The following is a 24086-nucleotide window of genomic DNA, read 5'->3' as shown; positions in this document are numbered from 1 at the left end:
GCGGAGCCGCCCGTGGCGGGCACCGGGGCCGTGAAGCTGAGGTCGCAATCATAATGTCCATGGAGTTCCGACTCACCGACGCCCAGCGCGCGCTGATCGCCCCGGTGCGGGAGATGGCGCAGGCCAGCTTCCGCCAGCGCGCGTTGCGTTGGATGGGCGGCACCTTCCCGTGGGAGAACATCCGCGACCTCGCCGGCCTGGGCGTGCTGGGGATGACGGTGCCGGAGGAGTACGGCGGGCTGGGCCTGCCGGTCTTCGAGACCGCGCTGATCCTCGAGGAACTGGCCAAGGTCTGCTACCCGACGGCGATGGCGGTGCTGGGCGAGGCGGGGGTGCAGACCCGCGTCATCGCCCGCTATGCGCCCGAGGGCATCCGCGCCCGCATCCTGCCGCAGGTGGTCAGCGGCGACTGCATCCTGTCCATCTGCATGACGGAGCCGCATGCCGGCACCGACGTGGCGAATTACCGCACCAACGCGGTGATCCGCGGCGACCGCGTGGTGGTGAACGGCGCGAAGACGCTGATCAGCCGGGCGGAGGAGGCGGGCATGTTCGTCGTCTTCACCCGCATCGACGGCCGGCCGGGCCGCGAGGGCATCGGCTGCGTGCTGGTGGAGCGCGGCACGCCCGGCCTGGCGGTGACCGGCACTTTCCACACCATGGGCGGGGAGAACCTGCACGAGGTGCGGTTCGAGGATGTCGAGTTGCCGCTCGAGAACCTCGTCATCCGCGAGGACGGGTTCAAGCGGCTGCTCTCCGCCTTCAACACGCAGCGCTGCCTGAACCCGGCGATCAGCCTGGGCCTGGCGGAGGGCGCCTTCGACGAGGCCCTGCGCTACGTGCGGGACCGGCCGGTCTTCGGCAAGCCGATCGCCGATTTCCAGGGCGTGCGCTGGAAGCTGGCCGACATGTACAAGGATATCGAGGCGGCGCGCGGCCTGCTCTGGCGCGCCTGCATGACGGCCGACCCGTTTCCCGATCCCTTCCTGGCCGCGACGGCCAAGGTGTTCTGCAACGAGATGGCGATCCGGGTGACCAGCGAGGCCGTGCAGCTTCACGGCGGCTTCGGCTTCACCGACGAGTATCCGGTCTCCCGCCTCTACCGCGGCGCGCGCTATGGCTCGCTGGGTGGCGGCGCGACCGAGACGCTGCGCGACCTGATCGGCCGCAAGCTGGTCAGCGAGGATCCCGGCCCCGACGGCGTCATGGGGCTGGGCTATTTCTGACGCGCCCCGATCCGCGCAGGGCCGCAGGGCCCGGAGCGGTGAGTCGGGGCGCCAAAGCCGTTTACCCCGATCCGCGCAGGGCCGCAGGGCCCGGAGCGGTGGATCGGGGCGCCAGGGCTAGGGCGCCGCTTCCAGAGCCTCGACCAGCAGGCCCAGCAGCCTCTCGCCGAAGGCCCGCATGTTGCCGACGCGGTCGGGGCTGCCGGTCTCGATCGTCAGCCGCTTCGGCACCGGGCCGGCCACCGCGAAGACGCCATGGCCCGCCGCATGGCCGTAGCGGTTGCCGGTCGGGCCGGTCGCGCCGGCCTCGCCCAGCGCCCAGACGGTGCCGAGCCGCTGCCGCGCCGCCTCGGCCAGCAGCGCCGCCATCTCCTCGGAGGCCGGCGGCGCGGCGGCCAGCGCGCGGCGCTCGATCCCCAGCAGCGCCTCCCGCGCCTGGCGCGTATAGACCACGCTGCCGCCGAGGAAATAGGCCGAGGCGCCGGGCACCGCCAGCAGCGCCGCCGCGACGAGGCCGCCGGTGGAACTCTCCGCCACCGCGATCGTGTCCCCGCGCGCCTTCAGCAGCGCGCCGGCGCGGGCGGCGATGGGCAGCAGCGTCTCCATGGCGGATCCTCTCCTCGGGCGGGGCAGGCTGGACCCGCCGGCGCCGCCGGGCAAGCCGCGGTTGACGCGCGCCGGGCCGCCATGGTGGCCTGCCGGGCAGGAGGACACGCCATGCCCGCCTCGCTGCCCGCCGATGCCGTCGCCGCCTATCGCGACCGCGGCTACCACTTCCCCATCCGCGCCTTCCCGGGCACCGAGGCGTCGCGCCTGCTGCACCAGCTGCGGGAGACCGAGGCGCGGCTCGGCGGCCGCCTGGAAGGCCGGATGAACCAGAAGCCGCACCTCCTCTTCCCCTGGGCGCACGCGGTCGTCACCCATCCGGCGGTGCTGGACGCGGTGGAAAGCGTGCTGGGCCACGACCTGCTCTGCTGGGGCAGCCAGTTCTTCATGAAGGGCGCCCGCGATCCCGCCTATGTCTCCTGGCACCAGGACGGCACCTATTGGGGCCTGTCCTCGCCCGATGTCGTGACCGCCTGGATCGCCTTCACGCCCAGCGTGCCGGAAAGCGGCTGCATGCGCGTGGTGCCGGGCACGCACCGGGATGCGGTGCCGCATGCCGACACCTTCGCCAAGGACAACCTGCTCTCCCGCGGGCAGGAAGTGGCGGTGCAGGTGGACGAGGCGCAGGCGGTGGACATCGTGCTGCAGCCCGGGGAGATGAGCCTGCACCATGTGCTGATCGTGCACGGGTCGGAGCCGAACCGCGCCGCCTGGCCGCGCATCGGCTTCGCCATCCGCTATGTCCCGACGCATGTGCGGCAGCTGAATGGCGAGAAGGACAGCGCCCTGCTGGTACGCGGCGCCGACCGCTTCGGCCATTTCGAGCATGAGACGGCGCCGGAGGCGGAGCTGCATCCGCAGGCGCTGGCCCGGCACCAGGCCATCCTGGACCGGCAGCTGGCCATCCTCTACCGCGGCGCCGCGGGCGAGGGGAAATTGGGCGCCAGCATCACCCGTTGACGCGGCAGGGCAGGCTGCCAGGATCGGCGGCGGAGGAAACCGCCATGCCCGCCATCGAACCGACCGGCGCCGTGCTCGGCGCGACGGTCCACGGCCTGGACCTGACCCGCCCGCTGCACGACGAGGATTTCGCCATGCTGCTGCGGGCGCTGGGCGAGCATGCGGTGCTGCGCATCCCCGGTCAGCGGATCGAACCGCGGCACCTGCGCGAATTCTCCGCCCGCTTCGGCCATATCCAGGGCTCGGTCACCGGCCGCTTCCACCACAAGGATGCGCCGGAGGTCGGCATCCTCTCCAACATCCTGCAGGACGGGCAGCCGATCGGCATCGCCGATGCCGGGCAGGACTGGCACACGGACATGTCCTACACGGCCACACGGGGCTTCGTGAACGTGCTGTACGCGGTGCAGGTGCCGCGGCGCGACGGCCTGCCGCTGGGCGACACGGTCTTCGCCGACATGCGCGCGGCCTTCGACGGCCTGGACCCGGCGCTGCAGCAGAGGCTGGCGGGGTTGACGGCGCGGCACGACTTCAACGTGTTCTGGGAACGCATGCGCACCCGCCCGGGCAGCGCCCGCGCGCCGCTGACGCCGGAACAGCGGGCGCAGCGCCCGCCCGCCACGCATCCGCTGCTGCTGCGCCACCCGATCAGCGGCCGCAGCGTGCTGTACTGCAACCCCGGCTATGCCGAGCGGATCCTGGAACTGGGGGAGGCGGAGAGCCGGGCGCTGCTGGACAAGCTCTTCGCCCATCAATTGCAGCCGGAATACCGCTGGACGCATCACTGGACCGAGGGCGACGTGCTGCTCTGGGACCACCTCGCCACCCTGCACAACGCCATCCCCGACTACGGGCCGGCGGAGCATCGCCTGATGTGGCGCTGCCAGGTGATGGCGGAACGGGTCTTCGACCCGGAATTCCAGCGGCACTGGCGGCTGGCGGCCTGACGTCATGCGCATCGCCAGCTATGTCGCCGGTGGCCGCGCCTCCTTCGGCCTGGTGGTCGGGGACGGTATCGTTGACTGCGGCAAGCGGCTGCCCTTCGCCGATATCTCCGCGGTGCTGGCGGCCGGCGGGCTGCCGCGGCTGGCGGATCTGGCCGGCACCGCGCCCGACCTGGCGCTGGCCGAGGTCACCCTGCTGCCGGCCGTGCCCTCGCCACTCCGGAAGGTGCTCTGCGTCGGGCTGAACTACCGCGCCCATGTGGCGGAGAGCGCGGGGCGGGAGGTGCCGGAGCAGCCGCGCATCTTCGCCCGCCTGGCCGACAGCATCATCCCGCATGGCGCGCCGCTGGTCCGGCCGCGCAACTCCATCCAGTTCGACTACGAGGGGGAGCTTGCGGTGGTGATCGGCCGCGCCGGCCGGCACATCCCGGCGGCGCGGGCGCTGGAGCATGTCGCGGCCTATACGATCTTCAACGATGGCTCCGTGCGGGACTACCAGAAGCACTCGGTGACGGCGGGGAAGAATTTCCCCTGGACGGGGCCGCTCGGCCCCTGGCTGGTCACGGCCGACGAGATCCCCGACCCGGCGGCGCTGACGCTGGAGACGCGGGTGAACGGGGAACGACGGCAGCGCACCGGCACGGGCGACATGATCCTCTCCGTCGCCGCGCTGATCGAATACATCTCCGGCTTCACGCCGCTCTCGCCCGGCGACGTCATCGCCACCGGCACGCCGGAGGGCGTGGCGCATGCCCGCAAGCCGCCGCCCTGGCTCAGGCCCGGCGACGTGGTGGAGGTGGAGGTCAGCGGGATCGGCGTGCTGCGCAACCCGGTGATCGCCGAGGAGGATGCGGCATGATCCCGCGCCGACCGCTGCTCGGCGCCGCCCTGGCCACGCCCCTGGTTACTCGCGCGCAGGCGCCATGGCCGTCCCGCGCCGTCCGCATCATCGTGCCCTTCCCGCCCGGCGGGTCCAACGACGTCATCGCCCGGCCCCTGGCGGAGCGGCTGCAGGCGCGCTTCGGCCAGCCCTTCGTCATCGAGAACCGCGCCGGCGCCAGCGGGTCCATCGGCGCTGGCGCGGTGGCGCAGGCGCCGGCGGATGGCCATACGCTGATGGTCATCTCCTCCTCCTTCGTCACCTCCGCCATCCTGCAGAAGCCGCCCTGGGATGCGGAGGGCAGCTTCGACGCCGTCAGCCTGCTAGCGCGCGCGCCCTACTACCTGCTGACCAATCCCGGCTTCCCGCCGCGCGACGTGCCGGGGCTGGTGGACTGGGCGAAGGCCAGGCCGGGCGTGGTGGATTACGGCTCCTCCGGCACCGGCGGGCTGAACCATGTGGTCAGCGAGTATCTCTGCCAGGCCGCCGGCATCCGCATGAACCACGTGCCCTATCGCGGCACGGCGCAAGCGGTGACGGACCTGATCTCCGGCACCATCCAGCTGATGATCACCACCGTCGCCAGCGCCAATGCCGCCATCCGCGAAGGCCGCGTGCGCGTCATCGCCGCCGCCGCGCCGGGCGGCGGGCTGCCGGCGGAGGTGCCGCCCGTGCGCACGGTGCGCGAGCAGGGCGTGGACTACGAGGCGGATATCTGGTGGGGCCTGTTCGCGCCGAAGAACCTGGCGGTGGAGACCCGCCGCGCCATCCATGAAGCGGCTGGCCGGGCGCTGGCCGATCCCGGGCTGCGGCGGATCTATGACGGGGAGGGCGCGGCGCCCTCGGCCGGGCCCTACGAGGAATTCGCCGCCGTGCTGAAGGCCGACCTGGCCCGCTGGCGCCGGGTGATCGAGGCCGGCAATATCCGCCTGGAATGACCGAGAAACCCTCGCCGCGCCGCCGGCAATTCGACCCCGCCGCGACCGGCGCCCTGCAGGGGCTGCGCGTCGTGGACCTCTCGCGCCTGGTCGCGGGCAACATTCTGTCCAAGGTGCTGGCCGACCACGGCGCCGAGGTGGTCAAGGTGGAGCCGCCGGAGGGCGACACGCTGCGCGCCTGGAACACGCGCGGCATCCCGGTGGACTGGAAGACGCTGAGCCGCAACAAGCTCTCGGTCTGCCTGGACCTGCGCAACCCCGAAGGGATCGCGGTGGTGAAGCGCCTGGCCGAGGGCGCGTCGATGTTCCTGGAAAGCTTCCGCCCCGGCGTGCTGGAGGAAATGGGGCTGGCGCCGGAGGTGCTGCTGGCGATCAACCCGCGCCTGGTCATCGTGCGCATCAGCGGCTGGGGGCAGGACGGGCCGTATCGCCACAAGCCGGGCTTCGGCACGCTGGTGGAGGGGTATTCCGGCTTCGCCGCCGTCAACGGCTTCGCCGACCGGGAGCCGGTGCTGCCGCCGATGTACATGGCGGATGGCTATGCCGGGCTCTATGGCGCGGCGGCGGCGATGATTGCGCTGCGCCATGCCGAGGCGACGGGGCAGGGCCAGGTGATCGACTGCGCGCTGTTCGACCCCATCCATGTGATGATGGAGCCGCAGCATGCCCGCTGGAAGCTGACCGGGCAGAAGAAGCCGCGCACCGGCAGCCGCAGCACCAATTCCGTGCCGCGCAATGCCTACCGGACCAAGGATGGCGGCTGGGTCTGCCTCTCGGCCAGCACGCAGGGCATGACGGCGAAGCTGTTCGCCTCGCTGGGGCGGCCGGAGATGATCGAGGATCCGCGCTTCCGCACCAATGCCGAGCGGCTGAAGCATGTGGAGGAGTTGGACGCCATCATCGGCGGCTTCATCGCCGAGCGGACGCTGGAGGAGACGGTGGCGCATTTCGACCGTGCCGGCGTCACCATCGGCCCCATCATGGATGCGGCGATGCTGGAGCATGACCGCTACGTCGTGGAGCGGGAGGCGGTGATCGAGGTGCCGGACGAGGACATGCCGGGCGGCTGGCTGCCGATGCATGGCATGGTGCCGCGCCTGTCGGGGACGCCGGGCATCCTGGCGAGGCCCGCGCCGAAGCTGGGCGAGCACAATGCGCAGGTGCTGACGCCGGTGCTTGGCGCGGCGGAGTATGAGCGCCTGCTTGCGTCAAGGGTCGTGCGCTAGACCCGAGGTTTCCAAAGGCCGTTCGGCCTTCGGCGGATGGGGTCCGGGGAAGGCAGGGCCTTCCCCGGTGACTCAGCCCTGCTTCAGCCTGTCCAGATCCTCCGGCTTCGCCCCGGCGAAGTTGTTCTGCAGCAGGTAGCGCGGGCTGGTGGCGATCCAGCGGTCGAGCTCGATCTCCTCGAGCAGCGGGTTGTCCCAGGTCTGCACGATCTCCAGGTCCTCGTCGCCGATGTTGCGGATGGCGTGGCCGAAGCCCTGGGTGATGTAGGCGACGTCGCCCGGATTCACCTCCGCCACCTTGCCGCGGCCGCCGGACCCGAACACCGCCACCTGGCCCTTGCCGCGCAGGTAGTAGTGCCATTCATTGGCATTGACGTTCCAGTGCAGCTTGCGCATCTCGCCCGGCTTGATGACCATCAGGCCGCCCGACATGGTCCTCTGCGCCGGGAATTCCTCGCTGGTCGCCAGCCAGAACCGGCCGCCCTCGAATTCCCGCACCGCGCGGCGGTCCTGCAGCAGGCGGAATTTATGCGTGCTCTCGCGTGGCCAGGGCGCGTCCGTCGCCTGGGCAAGGGGGATCACCGGCCCCTGGGAGATATAGGCCTCGCCCTTCGGGAACGCGTCGAAGATGTCCTTCGGCACGCCGAATTCCTTCGCCAGCAGGTCCTTCGGCGTCACGTCGACCCAGTCGGTGATGCTGAAGGTCCCGTGCTCGGAGAAGGCGCCGTTGTCGAAGCTCAGGATGAAGTGGCAGGGCTCGTCGCCGATCGTCTGGATCGCGTGGCCGTGCCCCTTGGCGAAGTACCAGAGGTCGCCCGGCATGTAGTTGTTGATCTCCGACGCGCCGGAGGGGTCCAGCACCACGGTCTGGCAGCGGCCGGAGATGATGAAGGCCCATTCGGCGGCGATGGCGTGCCAGTGCAGCTCGCGCGACGCGCCGGGGTTCAGGTACATGTGGACGCCGGCGATCCCCTTGCTGACGGGGAACTGGTGGACCGTCGCCTCCTTCGCCCAGCCGCCGGAGGTGATCTTCGGCACGTTGCCGTCGAGCGAGAAGCGGAAGTCGGGGAATTCCGCGATGTCCTTCTCGCTGTGGCTGGCGACCGCCGGGCCGGGCGGCAGCCTGTCCACCCGGCGGCCGAAGCCGCCCTGGCCGGGCTGGCCGTGGTCGGTCTTCGCGGCCTCCTGGGCCGCCTGCGCGATCCTCTCGAAGGAGACGAGGCCGCCGGCGCCGAGCGCGGCGGACCCCAGCAGCGAGCGCCTGTTGGATAAGGCCATGATGGTGGTTCCTTGCCAGTGCCGCCTCCGCGCAGGCCCCCCGGCATGGGCTTCGTTCACCTGGCGCGGGTCGGGCGGCACGCTGCGGCCAACGGCACCTTCTCCGACCGGTTGCCCTTCGATCCAGCGGGGAGACGCGCAATGGCGCACGCCACCGCACAGCCGTCCCAATTGGAACCCGATCCGCCCGATGACGTTGCCCGGTCGGAACGCAGGAGGGGCCGGCCATGCGCTTGGATGGCGAACGCGAGAGCAGCAATGTCGAGGACCGCCGCGGCAGCGGCGGCGGCTTCGGCCGCGGGGGCGGCATCCCGATCGGCGTCGCCGGCGGCGGCCTCGGCACCGTCGCGCTGGTGCTGCTGGCGCTGTTCTTCGGCATCGATCCGTCCGTGATCCTGAGCGGCGGCGGCGAGGCACCGCCGCAGAGCCAGGTGACGGAAAGCCGCCGCGCCCCGGCGCCGGAGGAGGATGACGGGCAGCGCCGCTTCGTCGCCCAGGTGCTGGCGACGACCGAGGATGCCTGGGCCGACATCTTCCGCCGGTCCAACCGGCAATACACGCCGCCCAACCTGGTGCTGTTCAGCGGCGGCACCCAATCCGCCTGCGGCTTCGCGCAGACCGCGGTCGGGCCCTTCTACTGCCCGAACGACCGCAAGGTGTACCTGGACACCGCCTTCTTCCGCGACATGGAGCGCAAGCTGGGCGCGCCTGGGGAGTTCGCCCGGGCCTATGTCATCGCGCATGAGGTCGGGCACCATGTGCAGAACGAGCTCGGCATCCTGCAGCGCGTCAGCCAGGCGCGGCGCGGGATGGATGAGCGCGAGTCGAACGCCATGCAGGTCAGGATCGAGCTGCAGGCCGACTGCTTCGCCGGCATCTGGGCGGCGCGGACAGAGCAGATGAAGCGCTTCCTCGAACCGGGCGATGTCGAATCCGGCATCGGCGCCGCTGCCGCTGTCGGCGACGACCGGCTGCAGCGCCAGTCGCGCGGCACCGTGGTTCCCGAAAGCTTCACCCATGGCAGCTCCGCGCAGCGCGTGCGCTGGTTCCGCACAGGCCTGGAAGGCGGCGACGTGGCGCGCTGCGACACCTTCGGGACGGACCGTTTGTGACGGAACGCACCGTCTGAAGTCCCGTTAGGGCGTGGCATGCAGGCGGCATGCCTGCCACGCCAACACACGGGAACCAAAGATGCGCAAGACGCTGTTTCGCCTGGCGTTGCTGGGTGCGGTTGCGGCCGTCCCGGCCTATGCCCAGACCTCTCCCGCCACGCCGGACCGCACCGCGCCCGGCGCCGCCACCCAGGGCAGCACCACGCGCCCCAACGCGGCGGTGACGCCGGCACCCGATGCGCGCAGCGGCGCCACGGCGGTGACGCCGACGCCGGATGCCCGTACCGGCGCCACGACGCCGAACCGCGATACGGACAGCGGCAACGCCGCGGTGCGCCTGGATGACGGCACCCGCACCGCCACCACGCCGGCGGCGGGCGCCAACAGCTTCACCGAAGGCCAGGCGAAGAGCCGCATCGAGGCGGCCGGCTTCACCGATGTCAGCGGGCTGCAGAAGGACGACCAGGGCGTGTGGCGCGGCCGCGCCAGCCGCGGCGGCCAGCAGGTCAGCGTCGCGCTGGACTTCCAGGGCAACGTCGTCCCGAACGCCGGCCGTTGAACGCCCACGAGATCAGGGAGCATATCATGGCAACCCGCACCATCGCGCGGCTCTTCGACAGCACCACCGACGCGCATGCCGCCGTCCGTGACCTGGAAGCCGCCGGCTTCGCCCGCGACGACATCAGCCTGATCGCCAGCCGCGGCGACGATACCGGCGCGACGACGACCACGACCGGCGACGTCACGACGGAAACCGGCACGGGCGCCGGCACCGGCGCCACCATCGGCACCCTGGTCGGCGGCGGCGCCGGCCTGCTGGCGGGCCTCGGCGCGCTGGCCATCCCCGGCCTCGGCCCCATCGTCGCCGCCGGCTGGCTGGTGGCGGCGGTTACCGGCGCCGGCGTCGGCGCGGCGGCGGGCGGCCTGCTCGGCGCGCTCACCGGCGCCGGCCTGTCGGAGGAGGAGAGCCATGTCTATGCCGAAGGCGTGCGCCGCGGCGGCAACCTGGTGACGCTCCGCGCCGAGGAAGCCCGCGCCGCCGAGGCGGAGGCGATCATGGCCCGGCACAACGCCGCCGATGCCACGGCGCGCGGCGCCGACTACCGTGCCGGCGGCTGGAGCGGCTATGGCGACATGACCGACCCGGTCAGCGGCATCGGCACCGCCGCCGGCGTCGGCACCACCACGGCCGCGGCCCAGACGGGCACGCGCACCGGCGACTATCCGCGCACCGGCGCCGCCGCCAGCGCGCCGGATGGCACGCCGGGCAACCCGCCGGGCACCATGCTGTCGCGCGGCGCGGATGAGGTGCTGGGCACCAACATCAGCGGCGCGCATCCGGAGAATGAGCGGCCGGCGACGGCCGGCGGCAGCCTGGGCGGCAGCGGCCGCGCCGCGACCAACCCGCCCGGCACCGCGGCGACGCGCGGCGCCGACGACCTGGCCGGCACCAACCTCGCCGGCCGGCAGCCGGACGGCACGCCGGGCAATCCGCCGGGCACCATGCTGTCGCGCGGCGCGGATGAGGTGCTGGGCACCAACATCAGCGGTGCGCATCCGGAGAACGAGCGGCCGGCGAACGACCCGCCGGGCACCGCGGCGAGCCGTGCGGTGGACCGCAACCTCGGCACCAATGTCAGTGGCGCGCATCCGGAGAACGAGCGGCCGGCGAACGACCCGCCGGGCACCGCGGCGAGCCGTGCGGTGGACCGCAACCTCGGCACCAATGTCAGCGGCGCGCATCCGGAGAACGAGCGCACGCCGCGGCGCTGAGCATCAGGCGGGAGGGGCGCTGTCCCTCCCGCGGCCGTCCCGGGGCGGCGCGCCCGCCGCCCCGCGATCCGGCCTAGTGTCCTGCCCGCGAAGTTCGCAGCCACCGGCTGCAGACGCAGCGGACCAGCAGGCCACTGACAACAATGGCGAGTGGCCCGGACCGAAGGACGCCACCAGTGGCGGCGGACTTCGGGTTCGGGATACTAGCCCAAGCGGCGCAGCAGCCGCCTGGCCCGCTCGACGATCGGCGCGTCGATCATCTGCCCCTCGAAGGTCACCGCGCCGACGCCGCGCGCCAGCGATGCCTCGAAGGCCGCGACCATGCGGCGGGCGCGTTCCACCTCCTCGGGCCGGGCGCCGTATTCCTCGTTGATCACCGGCACCTGCGACGGGTGGACGCAGCTGGCGCAGGCGAAGCCCAGCGCGCGCGACCGCCGCAGCATCGCCCGGTAGCCTTCCATGTCCGACAGGCCGGCGACGGTGCCGACGAAGCCCAGCGGCAGGATGCCGGCGGCGCGGGCCGCCACCACCGCCAGCATCTTCGGGATGTAGAGCGCGTCCGGCACCGGCTCCATGCCGAGATCGGTCGCCAGATCCTCCCCGCCCGCGCCCAGCGCCACCATGCGGTCATCGGCGCGGGCGATCGCCTCCATCTGCGGCAGCGCCGCCGCGGTCTCGACCAAGCCGATGAAGCGGGTGCTGCCCACCGGCACGCCCTGCGCCGCCTCGGACTCCGCGGTCAGTTCGGCCAGCAGGCGCACATGGTCGGGGCCCAGCAGCTTGGTCAGCACCAGCACGTCGGCGCCGGCGCCGACCGCCGCGGCGATGTCCTCCGCCGCCATGCGCAGCGGCCGGTTGATGCGCACGCAGACCTCGGCGCCGCGCCCGTCCGGCCCCGGCTGCCGCACCGCCGGCACGGCGCGGGCCAGTGCGGCGCGGGCGGCCGGCTTCTCCGCGGGCGCCACCGCATCCTCGAGGTCGAGGATGATGGCATCGGCGCCGCGGCGATGCGCCTTGGCGACGAAATCGTCCCGCGTCGCCGGGACATAGAGCAGGGACCGCCAGGTGGGGAGGGTGCGCATGGCGCGAGCCTATCCCGCCGCCGCGGCGCCGCGAAGCCGCCCGGCAGGCTCCGCGCCCATCGGCGCGCGCCGCAGGCCGCGGCCGACCGAGCCAGTGCCTGCATCCGCCGCGACGCCGCCGGCCGGGCGCCACGGCCGGGGCGTCAGTCCGCCGTCGCGCCGGAACTGCGGACGATGGGGATCCACAGCGCCAGCTGCTGGTCCCAGAACGCCGCCAGCGCCGCCGCCCCGTCCGGCCGCGGCTCCACGCCGGCCTGTTCCAGCCGGACCGCCTGCGCCCGCACCGCCGCCTGCATCCCGGCCTCCAGCCGCGCCCGCAGCGGCGCCGGCGTCGCGGCATGCACGAAGACGGCGTGCCAGTTGTAGGTCTCGTAGCCCGGCAGCCCGGCCTCGGCCGCCGTCGGCACGTCCGGCAGGGCGGGGCTGCGGCCGCGCGTGGTCACCGCCAGGGCCCGCACCTGGCCGGCGCGGATTGGCGGGATCACGCTCGCCATGCTGTCCACCATCATGTCCACGGTGCCGGCCAGCAGGTCGGCGAAGGCAGGGCCGCTGCCGCGATAGGGCACATGCGTCGCCTCCGCCCCCGCCAGCTGCACCAGCAGATGCGCCGAGAGATGCGTGATGGTGCCGGCGCCGGAGGAGGCATAGGCGATCCGCCCCGGCCTCTCCCGCAGCAGTGCCAGCAGCTCCGGCAGGGTCCGCGCCGGCAGGCGCGGATGCACCATCACCACGTTGGGCAGGGTGCCGACCAGCGCCACCGGGGCGAAGGCGCGGCGGACATCGAAGGACAGGTTGCGGTAGAGCCCGGCATTCAGCACGGCCGAGGACAGGGTGTGGAAGACGATGGTGGCGCCATCGGGCGGCGCCGCCAGCGCGGCTTCCGAGCCGATGACGCCGCCCGAGCCGCCGCGGTTCTCCACCACCACGGGTTGCCCCAGCGCCTCCTGCAGGCCGAGGGCGGTGATGCGGGCGACGACATCGGCCGACCCGCCCGGGGCGAAGGGCACGATCATGCGGATCGGCCGGCCGGCTTCGGCCTGCGCCCGGGCGGCGGTCGGCAGCAGCGGGGTGGCCAAGGGGGCGGCCAAGGGGGCGGCCAGCAGGGTACGGCGCGTCTGATGCGGCATCGGGTTTCCTCCCTTGGCGGCGGTCGCCGGGGCGGCCGGGCTGCCGCGTGGCGCGCGGGTCCGCCGGGGTCCGGTACGCCGGCGAGTCGGTCAGGGCAAGGCGGCGCAAGCGTGGCGGGCGGCCGCTTCCCGGGCCGGTCCGCGGCCCGCCCAAGCGCGGCATGGCGGCCGGCGGCGGGGGCCCGCTCGGCCGGTTCGCCCAAGCGGTTGTTCTTGCGCCCGTTTCCGTCGGGCGATGCCGGCCGGCGGCGGCCCGGCGGGCGCTGGCGCTGGCGCTTCGTCACCATGGCCCCGGCGCCCTTGCCCCTGGCGGTGCGGGGCTGCCTGCGGCGGTGGCATTTGGCCAAGACGGCGGCGGATGTATGATGCCCGCCAGAGTCAGGAGACCCGGATGGGAGAGGGGCGGGGGCAGGCCGGCGCGGCGCGCGGGGGCGGGACGGGCGAGCAGCCCGGGCGGCGGGATCTGGCCGCCCTGTCCTTCGAGGATGCGCTGGCCGAGCTGGAGGGGATCGTGCGGTCGCTGGAGGGCGGGCAGGGCAGCCTGGCCCAGGCCATCGCGGATTACGAACGGGGCGCCGCGCTGCGCCAGCATTGCGAGCGGACGCTGGCCGAGGCCGAGGCGAAGGTGCAGGCCATCGTCGCCGGGCCCGGCGGGCCGGCGCTGCGCGATGTCGAATAGGGTCGCCTGAGCCATGAGCATGACCACCGACGCGCCGTCCGCCACGCTGGCGCGCGCCCTGGCGGAGGCCGCCGCCGAGATCGACCAGGCGCTCGACGTGCTGCTGCCGCCGGATGAGGGGCAGGAGGCGCCGCTCTTCGCCGCCATGCGCTATGCCGCCATCGGCGGCGGCAAGCGGCTGCGCGGCTTCCTGGTGCTGGAAGGGGCGCGGCAGTTCAACGTCTCCCGCCAGGCGGCGCTGCGCGTCGCCGCGGCGATCGAGATGGTGCACGCCTACTCCCTGGTGCATGACGACCTGCCGGCGATGGACGACGACGACCTGCGCCGCGGCAAGCCGACCGTGCACAAGGCCTGGGACGAGGCGACGGCGATCCTGGCCGGCGATGCGCTGCAGAGCCACGCCTTCACCGTGCTGGCCGAGGAGGACACCCATAGCGACCCCGCGGTGCGGGTGGAGCTGGTGCGCTGCCTGTCGCGCGCCGCCGGCCCGCGCGGCATGTGCGGCGGCCAGATGCTGGACATGCTGGCGGAACGCGCCGGCGGCCAGCTGGACGAGGTGGCGATCGGCCGGCTGCAGACGCTGAAGACCGGCAAGCTGATCGAATTCTCGGCCGAGGCGGGCGCCATCCTGGGCAAGGCGCCGCTGCCGCAGCGGCATGCGCTGCTGGCCTATGGCCGCGACCTGGGCGCCGCCTTCCAGATCGCCGACGACCTGCTGGACGCGACCGCAAGCGCCGCCGAGACCGGCAAGGCCACCGGCAAGGACGCCGCGGCCGGGAAGGCGACCCTGGTCGGGCTGCTGGGCCTCGACCGCGCAAGGCTTCAAGCCGAGCGGCTGGTCGCCCAGGCAAAGGGCCATCTTGACGGCTTCGGGGAGAGGGGTGACCTCTTGAGGATGCTCGCTGACTTCACGATCGAGCGGAGGAGCTGACCATGTCCCCCGCGCCCTCCACCCCCCTGCTCGACCGGGTCCGCGTGCCCGCCGACATGCGGAATTTCTCCTCTGACCAGCTCAAGCAGCTGGCCGACGAGCTGCGCGCCGAAACGATCTCGGCCGTCAGCGTCACCGGCGGCCATCTCGGCGCCTCGCTCGGCGTCGTCGAGCTGACGGTGGCGGTGCATGCGGTGTTCGAGACGCCGCGCGACCGGCTGATCTGGGATGTCGGCCACCAGGCCTATCCGCACAAGATCCTGACCGGGCGGCGCGACCGCATCCGCACCCTGCGCCAGGGCGGCGGCCTGTCCGGCTTCACCCGCCGGAGCGAGAGCGAGTATGACCCCTTCGGCGCCGCCCATTCCAGCACCTCGATCTCCGCCGGCCTCGGCATGGCGGTGGCGCGGGACCTGAAGGGCGACCAGCGCAACGTCATCGCGGTGATCGGCGACGGCGCGATGAGCGCCGGCATGGCCTATGAGGCGATGAACAACGCCGGCGCCGAGAAGTCGCGGCTGATCGTCATCCTCAACGACAACGACATGTCCATCGCGCCGCCGGTCGGCGCGATGAGCGCCTATCTGTCGAAGGTCGTCTCCTCCCGCCCCTTCCTGTCCATCCGCGACATGATGGCGAAGCTGGCGCGGCATTTCCCGGCGCCGCTGGAACGCGCCGCGAAGCGGGCCGACGAATATGCGCGCGGCCTGCTGACCGGCGGCACGCTGTTCGAGGAGCTGGGCTTCTACTATGTCGGCCCGATCGACGGGCACGACCTGGACCACCTGCTGCCGGTGCTGCGCAACCTGCGCGACGCCGAGGTGAACGACCCCGTGCTGCTGCACGTGGTGACGAAGAAGGGCAAGGGCTACGCCCCGGCCGAGGCCAGCGCCGACAAGTACCACGGCGTGCAGAAGTTCAACGTCGTCACCGGGGAGCAGGTGAAGGCCCCGCCCGGGCCGCCGACCTACCAGAAGGTCTTCGCCACCGCGCTGATCGCGGAAGCCGAGGTCGATGACCGGATCGTCGCCATCAACGCCGCCATGCCGTCGGGCACCAGCCTCGACATGTTCGGCAAGCGCTTCCCGAAGCGCACCTTCGATGTCGGCATCGCCGAGCAGCATGCCGTCACCTTCGCCGCCGGCATGGCGACGGAGGGGATGAAGCCCTTCTGCGCCATCTACTCCACCTTCCTGCAGCGCGCCTATGACCAGGTGATGCATGACGTGGCGCTGCAGAACCTGCCGGTACGCTTCGCGATGGACCGCGCGGGCCTGGTCGGCGCCGATGGCGCGACGCATGCCGGCGCCTATGACATCGCCTATCTCGGCTGCCTGCCGAACATGGTGCTGATGGCGGCGGCGGATGAGGTGGAGCTGGTCCACATGGTCGCCACCGCGGCGGCGCATGATGCCGGCCCGATCGGCTTCCGCTACCCGCGCGGCGAGGGCATCGGGCTCGATCTGCCGAAGCGCGGCACGCCGCTCGAGATCGGCAGGGGGCGCGTGCTGAAGGAAGGCACCAAGGTCGCCATCCTCTCCTATGGCGCGCGGCTGCAGGAATGCCTGAAGGCGGCGGAGGAATTGGGCACGCGCGGCCTGTCCACCACCGTGGCCGATGCCCGCTTCGCCAAGCCGCTGGACACCGCCCTGGTGGAGCGGCTGGCGCGCGAGCACGAGGTGCTGATCACCATCGAGGAAGGCTCGGTCGGCGGCTTCGGCAGCTTCGTGCTGCACCACTTGGCGCTGCGCGGCATGCTGGATGCCGGGCTGAAGGTGCGGCCGATGTGCTTGCCGGACCGCTTCATCGACCACGACAACCCGAAGAAGCAGTATGACGAGGCCGGGCTGAACGCGGCGCAGATCGTCGCCATGGCGGTCTCGGCGCTGGGCAGCGGCGCGGCGGCGGCGCGGGCCTGAGGCGAGGGGGCGGGGCGGCAAGCCCCGCCCGCCCGCGCCCCGGCGGCTCGTCCGGGGCCTGCCGGACCTCCCCGCCACTTGGCCGCCAGCCGCCCGGGCGGCGGCGCGGGGCGGGCCAGCGATGAAGGCGGATGCATGGCCGCGCAGGACCCCCGCCCCGCCAGGCTCCGCGCCGACCAGGCCCTGGTCGATCGCGGCCTGGTCGAGAGCCGCACCCGCGCCCAGGCGCTGATCCTCGCCGGCAAGGTCTATTCCGGTGAGCAGCGGATCGAGAAGGCCGGGCAACTCATTCCCGCCGACCGGCCGCTGGAATTGCGCGGCCAGGACCATCCCTGGGTGTCGCGCGGCGGGGTGAAGCTGGCGCATGCGCTGGCGCATTTCGGCCTCTCGCCGGCGGGCCGCGTGGGGCTGGATGTCGGCGCCTCCACCGGCGGCTTTACCGACGTGCTGCTGCAGCATGGCGCGGCGAAGGTCTATGCGGTGGATGTCGGCCATGGCCAGCTGGCCTGGACGCTGCGCAACGACCCGCGGGTGGTCGTGCTGGAACGGGTCAATGCCCGCTACCTCGACGCCGCGCAGGTGCCGGAACAACCGGGCGTCCTGGTCTGCGATGCCAGCTTCATCGGGCTGCAGACCGTGTTGCCGGCATCCATGGCGCTGTGCGCCCCGGGCGCCTGGGCGGTGGCACTCATAAAGCCGCAATTCGAGGTGGGGCCGGCCATCGCCAAGGGCGGCGTGGTGCGCGATGCCGCCGTGCATCGCGCGGTCTGCGACCGCATCGCCGCCTGGTGGGCCGGGCTGCCGGGCTGGCAGGTGCTGGGGGTGGAGCCGAGCCCGCTGCTGGGCCCCGAGGGCAACCGGGAGTTCCTGATCGCCGCCCTGCGCGGTGGCTGACCGGGACCCCTGACCACACCCCTGACCGTTGCGGCCGCTGCCGCTATACCCGCCGGCATGGACGACATCGCCCCCCAGGAGGTCCGCTACCCGGACCTGAAGCCCGCCCCCATCCCGGCCGAGCTGAAGGCCGCGGGCTGGAAGCCCGTGCCGGCCAAGGACTACCCGGCCATGATCGGCCCCTTCGTCGCCCGCCGCCTGGATGGGGGCTGGGAATACGCCTTCCTGCCGGAGCAGCGTCACCTCAACATCGGCGGCGTCGTGCATGGCGGCATGCTGATGAGCTTCATGGACGACGTGCTGGGCATGACGGTGTGGGAGGCGGCGGCCAGGAAGCCGGTCACCACCGTGCAGCTCAACAACCACTTCATCTCCCCCGGCAAATTGGGGGAGCTGGTGGTGGGCCGCGGCGAGATCCTGCGGGTGACGCGGAGCGTTGTCTTCGTCCGCGGCCTGCTGACCAGCGGCGACCGCACGCTGGTGCATGGCGACGGGGTGTGGAAGATCCTCGGCAGCGGCTGAGGAAAACTCGAGGTTTCCAAAGGCCCTTCGGCCTTTGGTGGTGAGTGTTCGGGAGGGGCGAAGCCCCTCCTGGGAAAAGCAACACGGGAGGAAAAGCGAATGCGCAGCGCCGTCATCGTCTCCACCGCGCGCACGCCGATCGGCCGCGCCTATCGCGGCGCCTTCAACGACACCCAGGCCCAGGCGCTGGGCGGCCATGTCATCGCCGCCGCGGTGCAGCGGGCCAGGCTCGACCCGGGCGAGGTCGAGGATGTCGTCATGGGCGCCGCGCTGCAGCAGGGCAGCCAGGGCAGCAATTTCGCCCGGCAATGCGCGCTGCGCGCCGGCCTGCCGCACAGCGTCCCCGGCATGTCGGTGGACCGGCAATGCTCCTCCGGCCTCATGGCCATCGCCACCGCGGCGAAGCAGGTGATCGTGGACGGGCTGCAGGTGGCGGTGGGCGGCGGGCTCGAATCCATCTCGCTCGTGCAGAACGACAAGATGAACCGGCACCGCACCCGCGACCCCTGGCTCGAGCAGCATGTGCCGCAGCTCTACATGTCGATGCTGGAGACGGCGGAGATCGTCGCCGACCGCTACGGCATCAGCCGGGAGGCGCAGGACGAATACGCGCTCCGTTCGCAGCAGCGCACCGCCGCCGCCCAGGCCGCCGGCCGGTTCGAGCAGGAGATCGTGCCGCTGGCCAGCATCATGGCGGTGCAGGACAGGACGACCGGCGAGATCACCCGCAAGGAGGTGACGCTCGCGCGCGACGAGGGCAACCGCGCCGACACGACGCTGGACGGCCTCGCCTCGCTCAAGCCGGTGTTCAAGGACGGCCAGCGGGTGAAGGAAGGCCGCTTCGTCACCGCCGGCAATGCGTCCCAGCTCTCGGACGGCGCCAGCGCCTGCGTGCTGATGGAGGCGGGGGAGGCGTCCCGCCGCGGCCTGCACCCCTTGGGGATCTATCGCGGCATGGCGGTGGCCGGCACCGACCCGGACGAGATGGGCATCGGCCCGGTCTTCGCCATCCCGAAGCTCCTGAAGCAGCACGGCCTCAAGATCGAGGATATCGGCCTGTGGGAGCTGAACGAGGCCTTCGCCTGCCAGGTCCTGTATTGCCGCGACCGGCTCGGCATCCCGGATGAGCTGCTGAACGTCGATGGCGGCGCCATCGCGGTCGGGCACCCCTATGGGATGAGCGGCGCGCGGATGACCGGCCATGCGCTGATCGAAGGCAAGCGCCGCGGCGCGAAATACGTGGTGGTGACCATGTGCATCGGCGGCGGCCAGGGCGCCGCCGGCCTGTTCGAGGTGGCCTGAACGCGAAAGCCCCCGGGCCGGTCGGGCCCGGGGGCTTCTTCGGTGACAGCCGGCCGGAGGCCCGCGGCAGGACTGCGGGGGCGGCGCCGCGCCGGGCGCGGACCCCGCCGTCCTGCCCTCAGGCCCGCGCCGACTGCGGCTCCTGCGTGCTGATCTCGGCCAGCAGCGTCCAGACCCGGTCCGGATCCATGCGGATCTCCGGGTCGTTCAGCAGGCGGTCCAGCTCGGCCAGCTTGGCCTGGAACTCACGCTCGGTCATGCAAATCCCGTCTCCCGGTTGGGCCGCGGCCCCGGCGGCGGCATCATGGCTCGGGAACAGGCGCGGCCGGCGGGCCACGGGAGAATGCTGCGCCCGCCACCGCTTGCGCAACAATTTCCCGTCCTTCCCTGCCCGGGCCCTGTGGCGCGGCCGGATCGGCCCGTCCCCACGCATCCTGCCCCGGCCCCGCCACCCGCATGTTCCAGAGACGCTGCGGGGAAACGTAGCTGAAACCCGACGGTTTCAGTCGGTTACGCGGGCCGCTGCCGCTTCAAACGGAGGAGAGGATGGCCGGGGCCAGCCCGGGCGCCTTGCTGGCGGCATGCGACGGGTTGCGGAAGCGCAGCTCGCCCTCCGGCACCCCGTCGGACGCGCCGAACATCTCGAAGCGGGAGGTGCAGGAGACCGCCACCACCCGCCGCGCCGGCGCGGTGGTCAGGAAGCGGCGCACGGCGCCCTCCAGCTCCAGCTGCTCGCCGCGCAGGACCTGCCAGTCCGTGCGGTCCAGGTCCTCGAGGAAGATGGCGAGGATGCCGGGATGCGCTCCGGTCAGCCGGCTTTCCGCCACTAGCGCGGCGCGGCGGCAGACCGCGGCGGCGATCGCATTCTCCCGCCCCGCCCGGGCGGCGAGCGCGAAGACGCTGCCCGAGCCAGGGTCGGCGGTGACGGCCAGGTGCGCTTCCGGCCCGAACTGGGCGCGCAGCCGGGCCGGCAGGCCGCCGGCGCGGTCACCCGCCTGGGCGCCGGCCAGCATGAGGGGATCGAGCTTGAGCACCGCCTGGGCGCCGGAATCCTGCCGCTTCTCGGCCGCCAGCAGGTCGGTGATGCGGCGCTGCAATTCGGCCAGCTGGTCGGGGCCCGACATGCCCTCCGGCAGGGTCATCTTCAGCAGGTAGCGGCCGGGATGCGCCGCCAGCCAGGTCTGCAATTCCGGGTTGATCGCATCAACCAGCGCCCACCAGTCGCCGCGCGGCACGGGCCGGCCTTCCTCGGCCGAGACGGTCTCGCAGACCACCTCGGCGGTGGCGCCGCCCCGCTCGATCAGCAGGTCGTAGGGGGCGTCCTCGGCCAGGCCGTCGAAGCGCACCGCGAAGCCGCGGCTGCGCAGGATGCTGGCGGTGCGCAGCAGGTGGAACAGCGGGATCAGCGTGGCCTCGCCGGTCAGGCCGGCCAGCAGCTGGTCCTGCAGCCGGGTGCGGGCGGCGGGCGGCAGGCTGTCCGCCAGGGCGACGGCATCCCGCGCCAGGCCGCAGAGCCGGCGCTCGGCCGGGCCGGCCTTGGCGGCGGCCCGATGGTCGGTGAGGCGGGAGAGGGCGAGTTCGAGGGCATAGCGCTGCTGCGTCGCGCGGCCGCAGAGCGAGCCCGGATTGGCGCGCGCGCCGAGATCGGCCAGCCGTGCCTGCCAGGGTTCCCGGCCGCACAGGGAGACGAAGGCATCCAGGACGAGCATCTCCGTCGGCGGATCGGCGATCGGCATGGGCTGGTCTCGCGCTCCTTCTTGCTGGTTCCTTTCCCGCGGACCCGACGGGGCCGTCAAGGTGCAACCGTCCGGCCGGTGCAGTACGAAGGTCGCATGCGGGGGGCGCTGGCGACCCGTTATCGGTATGTTGGTCGCCCGACCGAATGGGTAAGGGGCCAGCGGGCCGTCAGTTCCGCGGCAACCGCGCTTCGGTCGGCGCATCCGGGTTCTGGCCGCGATGGCGCAGCAGGTGGTCGGCCAGCACCAGGGCCAGCATCGCCTCCCCCACCGGGACGGCGCGGATGCCGACGCAGGGGTCGTGCCGGCCCTTGGTCAGCACCTCCACCTCCTGCCCGAAGCGGTCCACCGACTTCCGGGGCGTGAGGATGGAGGAGGTGGGCTTCACCGCGAAGCGGGCCACGATGGGCTGGCCGGTGGAGATGCCGCCCAGCACGCCGCCGGCATGGTTGTCGCCGAACAGCACGCGCCCGTCCGGGCCCATCCGCATCTCGTCGGCATTGCCCTCGCCCGTCAGGGCGGCGGCGGCGAAGCCCTCGCCGATCTCGACGCCCTTCACCGCATTGATGCCCATCAGCGCCGCGGCGATGTCGGCATCAAGCTTGCCGTAGATCGGCGCGCCGAGGCCGGGCGGGACGCCCTCCGCCACCACCTCGATGACGGCGCCGAGGGAGGAGCCGGATTTGCGCGCCTCGGTCAGCATCGCCTCCCAGCGGATGGCTGCCGCGGGGTCGGGGCAGAAGAAGGCATTCTCCTCCACCGCCGCCCAGTCCCAGTGGGCGCGGTCCACCCGGTCCGGCCCCATCTGCACCAGGGCGCCGCGGATGGTCACGCCCGCCAGGACCTTGCGCGCCACGGCGCCGGCGGCGACGCGCATCGCCGTCTCCCGCGCGGAGGACCGGCCGCCGCCGCGATAGTCCCGGATGCCGTATTTCAGGTCGTAGGTCAGGTCGGCATGGCCCGGCCGGAAGCGGTCCCGGATCTCCCCGTAATCCTTGCTGCGCTGGTCGGTGTTCTCGATCAGCAGGGAGATGGGCGTGCCGGTGGTCAGCCCCTCGAAGGTGCCGGACAGGATGCGGACCTGGTCCGGCTCCTGCCGCTGGGTGACGAATTTCGATTGCCCGGGGCGGCGGCGGTCGAGGAAGGGCTGGATGTCCGCCTCGGTCAGCGCCAGGCGGGGCGGGCAGCCATCCACCACGCAGCCGATGGCCGGGCCGTGGGACTCGCCCCAGGTGGTGACGCGGAAGAGGTGGCCGAAGCTGTTGTGGGACATGGTGGGGGGAGCCTCGGCCGCGCCGCGCCTCAGACCGTGGCGATGTCCGGCGCGTCCGGGTTCTTCATGCCGACCACGTGGTAGCCGCTGTCCACGTGGTGCACCTCCCCGGTCACGCCGCCCGAGAGGTCGCTGAGCAGGTAGAGGCCAGCGCCGCCCACCTCCTCGATCGTCACGTTCCGCCGCAGCGGCGCGTTCAGCTGGTTCCACTTCAGGATGTAGCGGAAATCGCCGATGCCGCTGGCCGCCAGGGTCCGGATCGGCCCGGCCGAGATGGCGTTCACCCGGATGCCGAGGCCGCCGAGATCGGCCGCCAGGTAGCGCACGCTGGCCTCCAGCGCCGCCTTGGCCACGCCCATGACGTTGTAGTGAGGCGTCACGCGTTCGGCGCCCAGGTAGCTCATCGTCAGCAGCGCGCCGCCCGGCTTCATCAGCGGCACCGCCCGCTGGCTGACCGAGACGAAGGAATAGCAGGAGATGTCAAGCGCCTGCAGGAAGGCGTCGCGCGGCGTGTCCAGGTACTTGCCGCGCAGGTATTCTTTGTTGGCGAAGCCGATGGCGTGCACCAGGAAATCCATGCCGCCCCAGCTTTCCCGGATGGCGGCGAAGGCGGCGTCCACGCTGGCATCGTCGGTCACGTCGCAGGGCAGGACGAGGGAGGAGTCGAGGCTTTCCGCCAGCGGCCGCACCCGCTTCTCCAGCGCCTCCCCCTGGTAGGTGAAGGCCACCTCCGCCCCCTGCGCCGCCACCGCGCGGGCGATGCCCCAGGCGATGGAGCGGTCATTCGCCACGCCCATGACCAGCCCCCGCTTGCCCGCCATGAGCGTGCCGGTGGGAGCATCCTGGAGAGGCGCGTCGGACATGGCAGAGAAGGGACCGGCTTGTTGCGTGAGGGCAGGGGTGGTGGCACACCCCCGGCGGCCGGGCAAGGGATTCCGGCCGCACGCCTTGTGACCCGGGATTACCGCCATGGACAGCGCCGCCGAGGATCCGATCGCCCGTTTCGAGGCCTGGATGGCGGAGGCGGCGAAGACCGAGCCGAACGATCCCAATGCGGTCTGCCTGGCCACCAGCACGCCCGATGGCCGGCCTTCGGCGCGGATGGTGCTGCTGAAGGGCGTCGATCACGACCGTCCCGGGGGCGGCTTCGTCTTCTACACCAACCTCGAAAGCCGCAAGGGCGGGGAATTGCAGGCCAATCCGCAGGCCGCGCTCTGCTTCCACTGGAAGACCCTGCAGCGCAGCGTCCGGGTCGAAGGCGCGGTCGAGCCGGTCTCGGACGCCGAGGCGGATGCCTACTACGCCTCCCGCGCCCGCGGCAGCCGCATCGGCGCCTGGGCCAGCCGGCAGTCCCGCCCGCTGGAGGGCCGCTGGGCGCTGGAGAAGGCCGTCGCGGAATACACCGTGAAATTCGGCATTGGCGAGATCCCCCGGCCGCCGCACTGGTCCGGCTTCCGCCTGCTGCCGCGGCGGATCGAGTTCTGGCGCGACATGCCCTTCCGCCTGCATGACCGCCAGGTCTTCCACCGGGTCGATGGCGGCGCGGGAGACTCCTTCGAGGGCTGGCGGCTGGAGGCGCTGTACCCGTGACGCCGGCTGCCCGGCGGGCGGCGCGGCCATGACCGTGGCGCCGGCGCGGGGCCCCGGCCGGATCGCCGCCGGCCGCGGCCGGCCGGGC

The 24086-nt window shown here is 72.5% G+C and carries 24 protein-coding genes; 16 read left to right on the top strand and 8 right to left on the bottom strand.

Annotation, left to right across the window (positions count from 1 at the left end; all coding sequences use genetic code 11):
* Window positions 1-59: 59 nt before the first annotated feature.
* On the top strand, window positions 60-1226 hold the full coding sequence (locus E2C05_RS11480) for an acyl-CoA dehydrogenase family protein (RefSeq protein WP_133219768.1): 1167 nt from the start codon (window positions 60-62) through the stop codon (window positions 1224-1226).
* 117 nt (window positions 1227-1343) lie between these two features.
* On the opposite strand, the gene E2C05_RS11475 is transcribed toward E2C05_RS11480, so the two are convergent.
* Complete coding sequence (locus E2C05_RS11475; RefSeq protein ID WP_133219767.1) at window positions 1344-1832, bottom strand: CinA family protein; 489 nt, start codon at window positions 1830-1832, stop codon at window positions 1344-1346.
* 111 nt (window positions 1833-1943) lie between these two features.
* Here E2C05_RS11475 and E2C05_RS11470 point away from each other — a divergent pair, with 111 nt between their 5' ends.
* The 5 genes from E2C05_RS11470 to E2C05_RS11450 are packed head-to-tail and all read left to right on the top strand — an operon-like array spanning window position 1944 to window position 6780.
* Entirely contained in the window at window positions 1944-2792 is an 849-nt protein-coding gene (locus E2C05_RS11470; protein ID WP_133219766.1) for a phytanoyl-CoA dioxygenase family protein, read from the top strand.
* Window positions 2793-2836: 44 nt separating this feature from the next.
* On the top strand, window positions 2837-3739 hold the full coding sequence (locus tag E2C05_RS11465; protein WP_133219765.1) for a TauD/TfdA dioxygenase family protein: 903 nt from the start codon (window positions 2837-2839) through the stop codon (window positions 3737-3739).
* A gap of 4 nt (window positions 3740-3743) precedes the next feature.
* A complete protein-coding gene (locus tag E2C05_RS11460) occupies window positions 3744-4595 on the top strand; it encodes a fumarylacetoacetate hydrolase family protein (RefSeq protein WP_133219764.1) in 852 nt (283 codons plus the stop codon).
* Window positions 4592-5554, top strand: coding sequence for a Bug family tripartite tricarboxylate transporter substrate binding protein (locus tag E2C05_RS11455; RefSeq protein ID WP_133219763.1), 963 nt, complete (start codon window positions 4592-4594; stop codon window positions 5552-5554). The genes E2C05_RS11460 and E2C05_RS11455 overlap by 4 nt, the downstream gene beginning before the upstream one ends.
* Window positions 5551-6780, top strand: a complete 1230-nt coding sequence (locus tag E2C05_RS11450) for a CaiB/BaiF CoA transferase family protein (protein WP_133219762.1) — start codon at window positions 5551-5553, stop codon at window positions 6778-6780. The genes E2C05_RS11455 and E2C05_RS11450 overlap by 4 nt, the downstream gene beginning before the upstream one ends.
* Window positions 6781-6852: 72 nt before the next feature.
* On the opposite strand, the gene E2C05_RS11445 is transcribed toward E2C05_RS11450, so the two are convergent.
* Window positions 6853-8058, bottom strand: a complete 1206-nt coding sequence (locus E2C05_RS11445) for a cupin domain-containing protein (RefSeq protein ID WP_133219761.1) — start codon at window positions 8056-8058, stop codon at window positions 6853-6855.
* Between the two features lie 227 nt (window positions 8059-8285).
* On the opposite strand from E2C05_RS11445, the gene ypfJ reads away from it, so the two are divergent.
* The 3 genes from ypfJ (at window position 8286) to E2C05_RS11430 (ending at window position 10943) form a co-directional block, all read left to right on the top strand.
* Entirely contained in the window at window positions 8286-9170 is an 885-nt protein-coding gene (gene ypfJ, locus E2C05_RS11440) for a KPN_02809 family neutral zinc metallopeptidase (RefSeq protein ID WP_133219760.1), read from the top strand.
* A 79-nt stretch (window positions 9171-9249) separates the two neighbouring features.
* The gene (locus E2C05_RS11435; RefSeq protein ID WP_133219759.1) at window positions 9250-9729 is read left to right on the top strand and encodes a RodZ family helix-turn-helix domain-containing protein; all 480 of its coding nucleotides are present in this window, start codon (window positions 9250-9252) and stop codon (window positions 9727-9729) included.
* Between the two features lie 26 nt (window positions 9730-9755).
* Window positions 9756-10943, top strand: coding sequence for a hypothetical protein (locus E2C05_RS11430; protein ID WP_133219758.1), 1188 nt, complete (start codon window positions 9756-9758; stop codon window positions 10941-10943).
* Between the two features lie 203 nt (window positions 10944-11146).
* Here E2C05_RS11430 and E2C05_RS11425 read toward each other — a convergent pair whose 3' ends face one another.
* Both E2C05_RS11425 and E2C05_RS11420 read right to left on the bottom strand, forming a co-directional pair.
* Entirely contained in the window at window positions 11147-12025 is an 879-nt protein-coding gene (locus tag E2C05_RS11425; protein WP_133219757.1) for an HpcH/HpaI aldolase/citrate lyase family protein, read from the bottom strand.
* A gap of 143 nt (window positions 12026-12168) precedes the next feature.
* A complete protein-coding gene (locus tag E2C05_RS11420) occupies window positions 12169-13152 on the bottom strand; it encodes a Bug family tripartite tricarboxylate transporter substrate binding protein (protein ID WP_133219756.1) in 984 nt (327 codons plus the stop codon).
* Between the two features lie 391 nt (window positions 13153-13543).
* Here E2C05_RS11420 and E2C05_RS11415 point away from each other — a divergent pair, with 391 nt between their 5' ends.
* From E2C05_RS11415 to E2C05_RS11390, 6 genes are all read left to right on the top strand, one after another.
* Complete coding sequence (locus E2C05_RS11415; protein WP_133219755.1) at window positions 13544-13831, top strand: exodeoxyribonuclease VII small subunit; 288 nt, start codon at window positions 13544-13546, stop codon at window positions 13829-13831.
* A 19-nt stretch (window positions 13832-13850) separates the two neighbouring features.
* The gene (locus E2C05_RS11410) at window positions 13851-14762 is read left to right on the top strand and encodes a polyprenyl synthetase family protein (protein WP_133219776.1); all 912 of its coding nucleotides are present in this window, start codon (window positions 13851-13853) and stop codon (window positions 14760-14762) included.
* A 2-nt stretch (window positions 14763-14764) separates the two neighbouring features.
* A complete protein-coding gene (gene dxs, locus E2C05_RS11405; protein ID WP_133219754.1) occupies window positions 14765-16681 on the top strand; it encodes a 1-deoxy-D-xylulose-5-phosphate synthase in 1917 nt (638 codons plus the stop codon).
* 135 nt (window positions 16682-16816) lie between these two features.
* Complete coding sequence (locus E2C05_RS11400; protein ID WP_133219753.1) at window positions 16817-17575, top strand: TlyA family RNA methyltransferase; 759 nt, start codon at window positions 16817-16819, stop codon at window positions 17573-17575.
* 57 nt (window positions 17576-17632) lie between these two features.
* Window positions 17633-18097: a PaaI family thioesterase gene (locus E2C05_RS11395; protein ID WP_133219752.1), complete on the top strand. Its 465-nt coding sequence runs from the start codon at window positions 17633-17635 to the stop codon at window positions 18095-18097.
* A 99-nt stretch (window positions 18098-18196) separates the two neighbouring features.
* A complete protein-coding gene (locus E2C05_RS11390; RefSeq protein WP_133219751.1) occupies window positions 18197-19399 on the top strand; it encodes an acetyl-CoA C-acyltransferase in 1203 nt (400 codons plus the stop codon).
* Between the two features lie 118 nt (window positions 19400-19517).
* On the opposite strand, the gene E2C05_RS11385 is transcribed toward E2C05_RS11390, so the two are convergent.
* From E2C05_RS11385 to fabI, 4 genes are all read right to left on the bottom strand, one after another.
* On the bottom strand, window positions 19518-19658 hold the full coding sequence (locus E2C05_RS11385) for a peptide chain release factor 1 (protein WP_133219750.1): 141 nt from the start codon (window positions 19656-19658) through the stop codon (window positions 19518-19520).
* 271 nt (window positions 19659-19929) lie between these two features.
* Window positions 19930-21135, bottom strand: coding sequence for a hypothetical protein (locus E2C05_RS11380; protein ID WP_133219749.1), 1206 nt, complete (start codon window positions 21133-21135; stop codon window positions 19930-19932).
* A gap of 169 nt (window positions 21136-21304) precedes the next feature.
* Complete coding sequence (aroC, locus tag E2C05_RS11375) at window positions 21305-22408, bottom strand: chorismate synthase (protein WP_133219748.1); 1104 nt, start codon at window positions 22406-22408, stop codon at window positions 21305-21307.
* 29 nt (window positions 22409-22437) lie between these two features.
* Window positions 22438-23271, bottom strand: a complete 834-nt coding sequence (gene fabI / locus E2C05_RS11370) for an enoyl-ACP reductase FabI (RefSeq protein WP_133219747.1) — start codon at window positions 23269-23271, stop codon at window positions 22438-22440.
* A 106-nt stretch (window positions 23272-23377) separates the two neighbouring features.
* On the opposite strand from fabI, the gene pdxH reads away from it, so the two are divergent.
* Window positions 23378-23998 (top strand): pyridoxamine 5'-phosphate oxidase, encoded by a 621-nt coding sequence (pdxH, locus tag E2C05_RS11365; RefSeq protein ID WP_133219746.1) that lies wholly within the window; start codon window positions 23378-23380, stop codon window positions 23996-23998.
* The last annotated feature ends 88 nt before the right edge of the window (window positions 23999-24086 follow it).

It is taken from the genome of Paracraurococcus ruber, from assembly GCF_004353985.1.
Lineage (GTDB): Bacteria > Pseudomonadota > Alphaproteobacteria > Acetobacterales > Acetobacteraceae > Paracraurococcus > Paracraurococcus ruber.
This window is presented reverse-complemented; position numbering and strand designations above follow the sequence as displayed.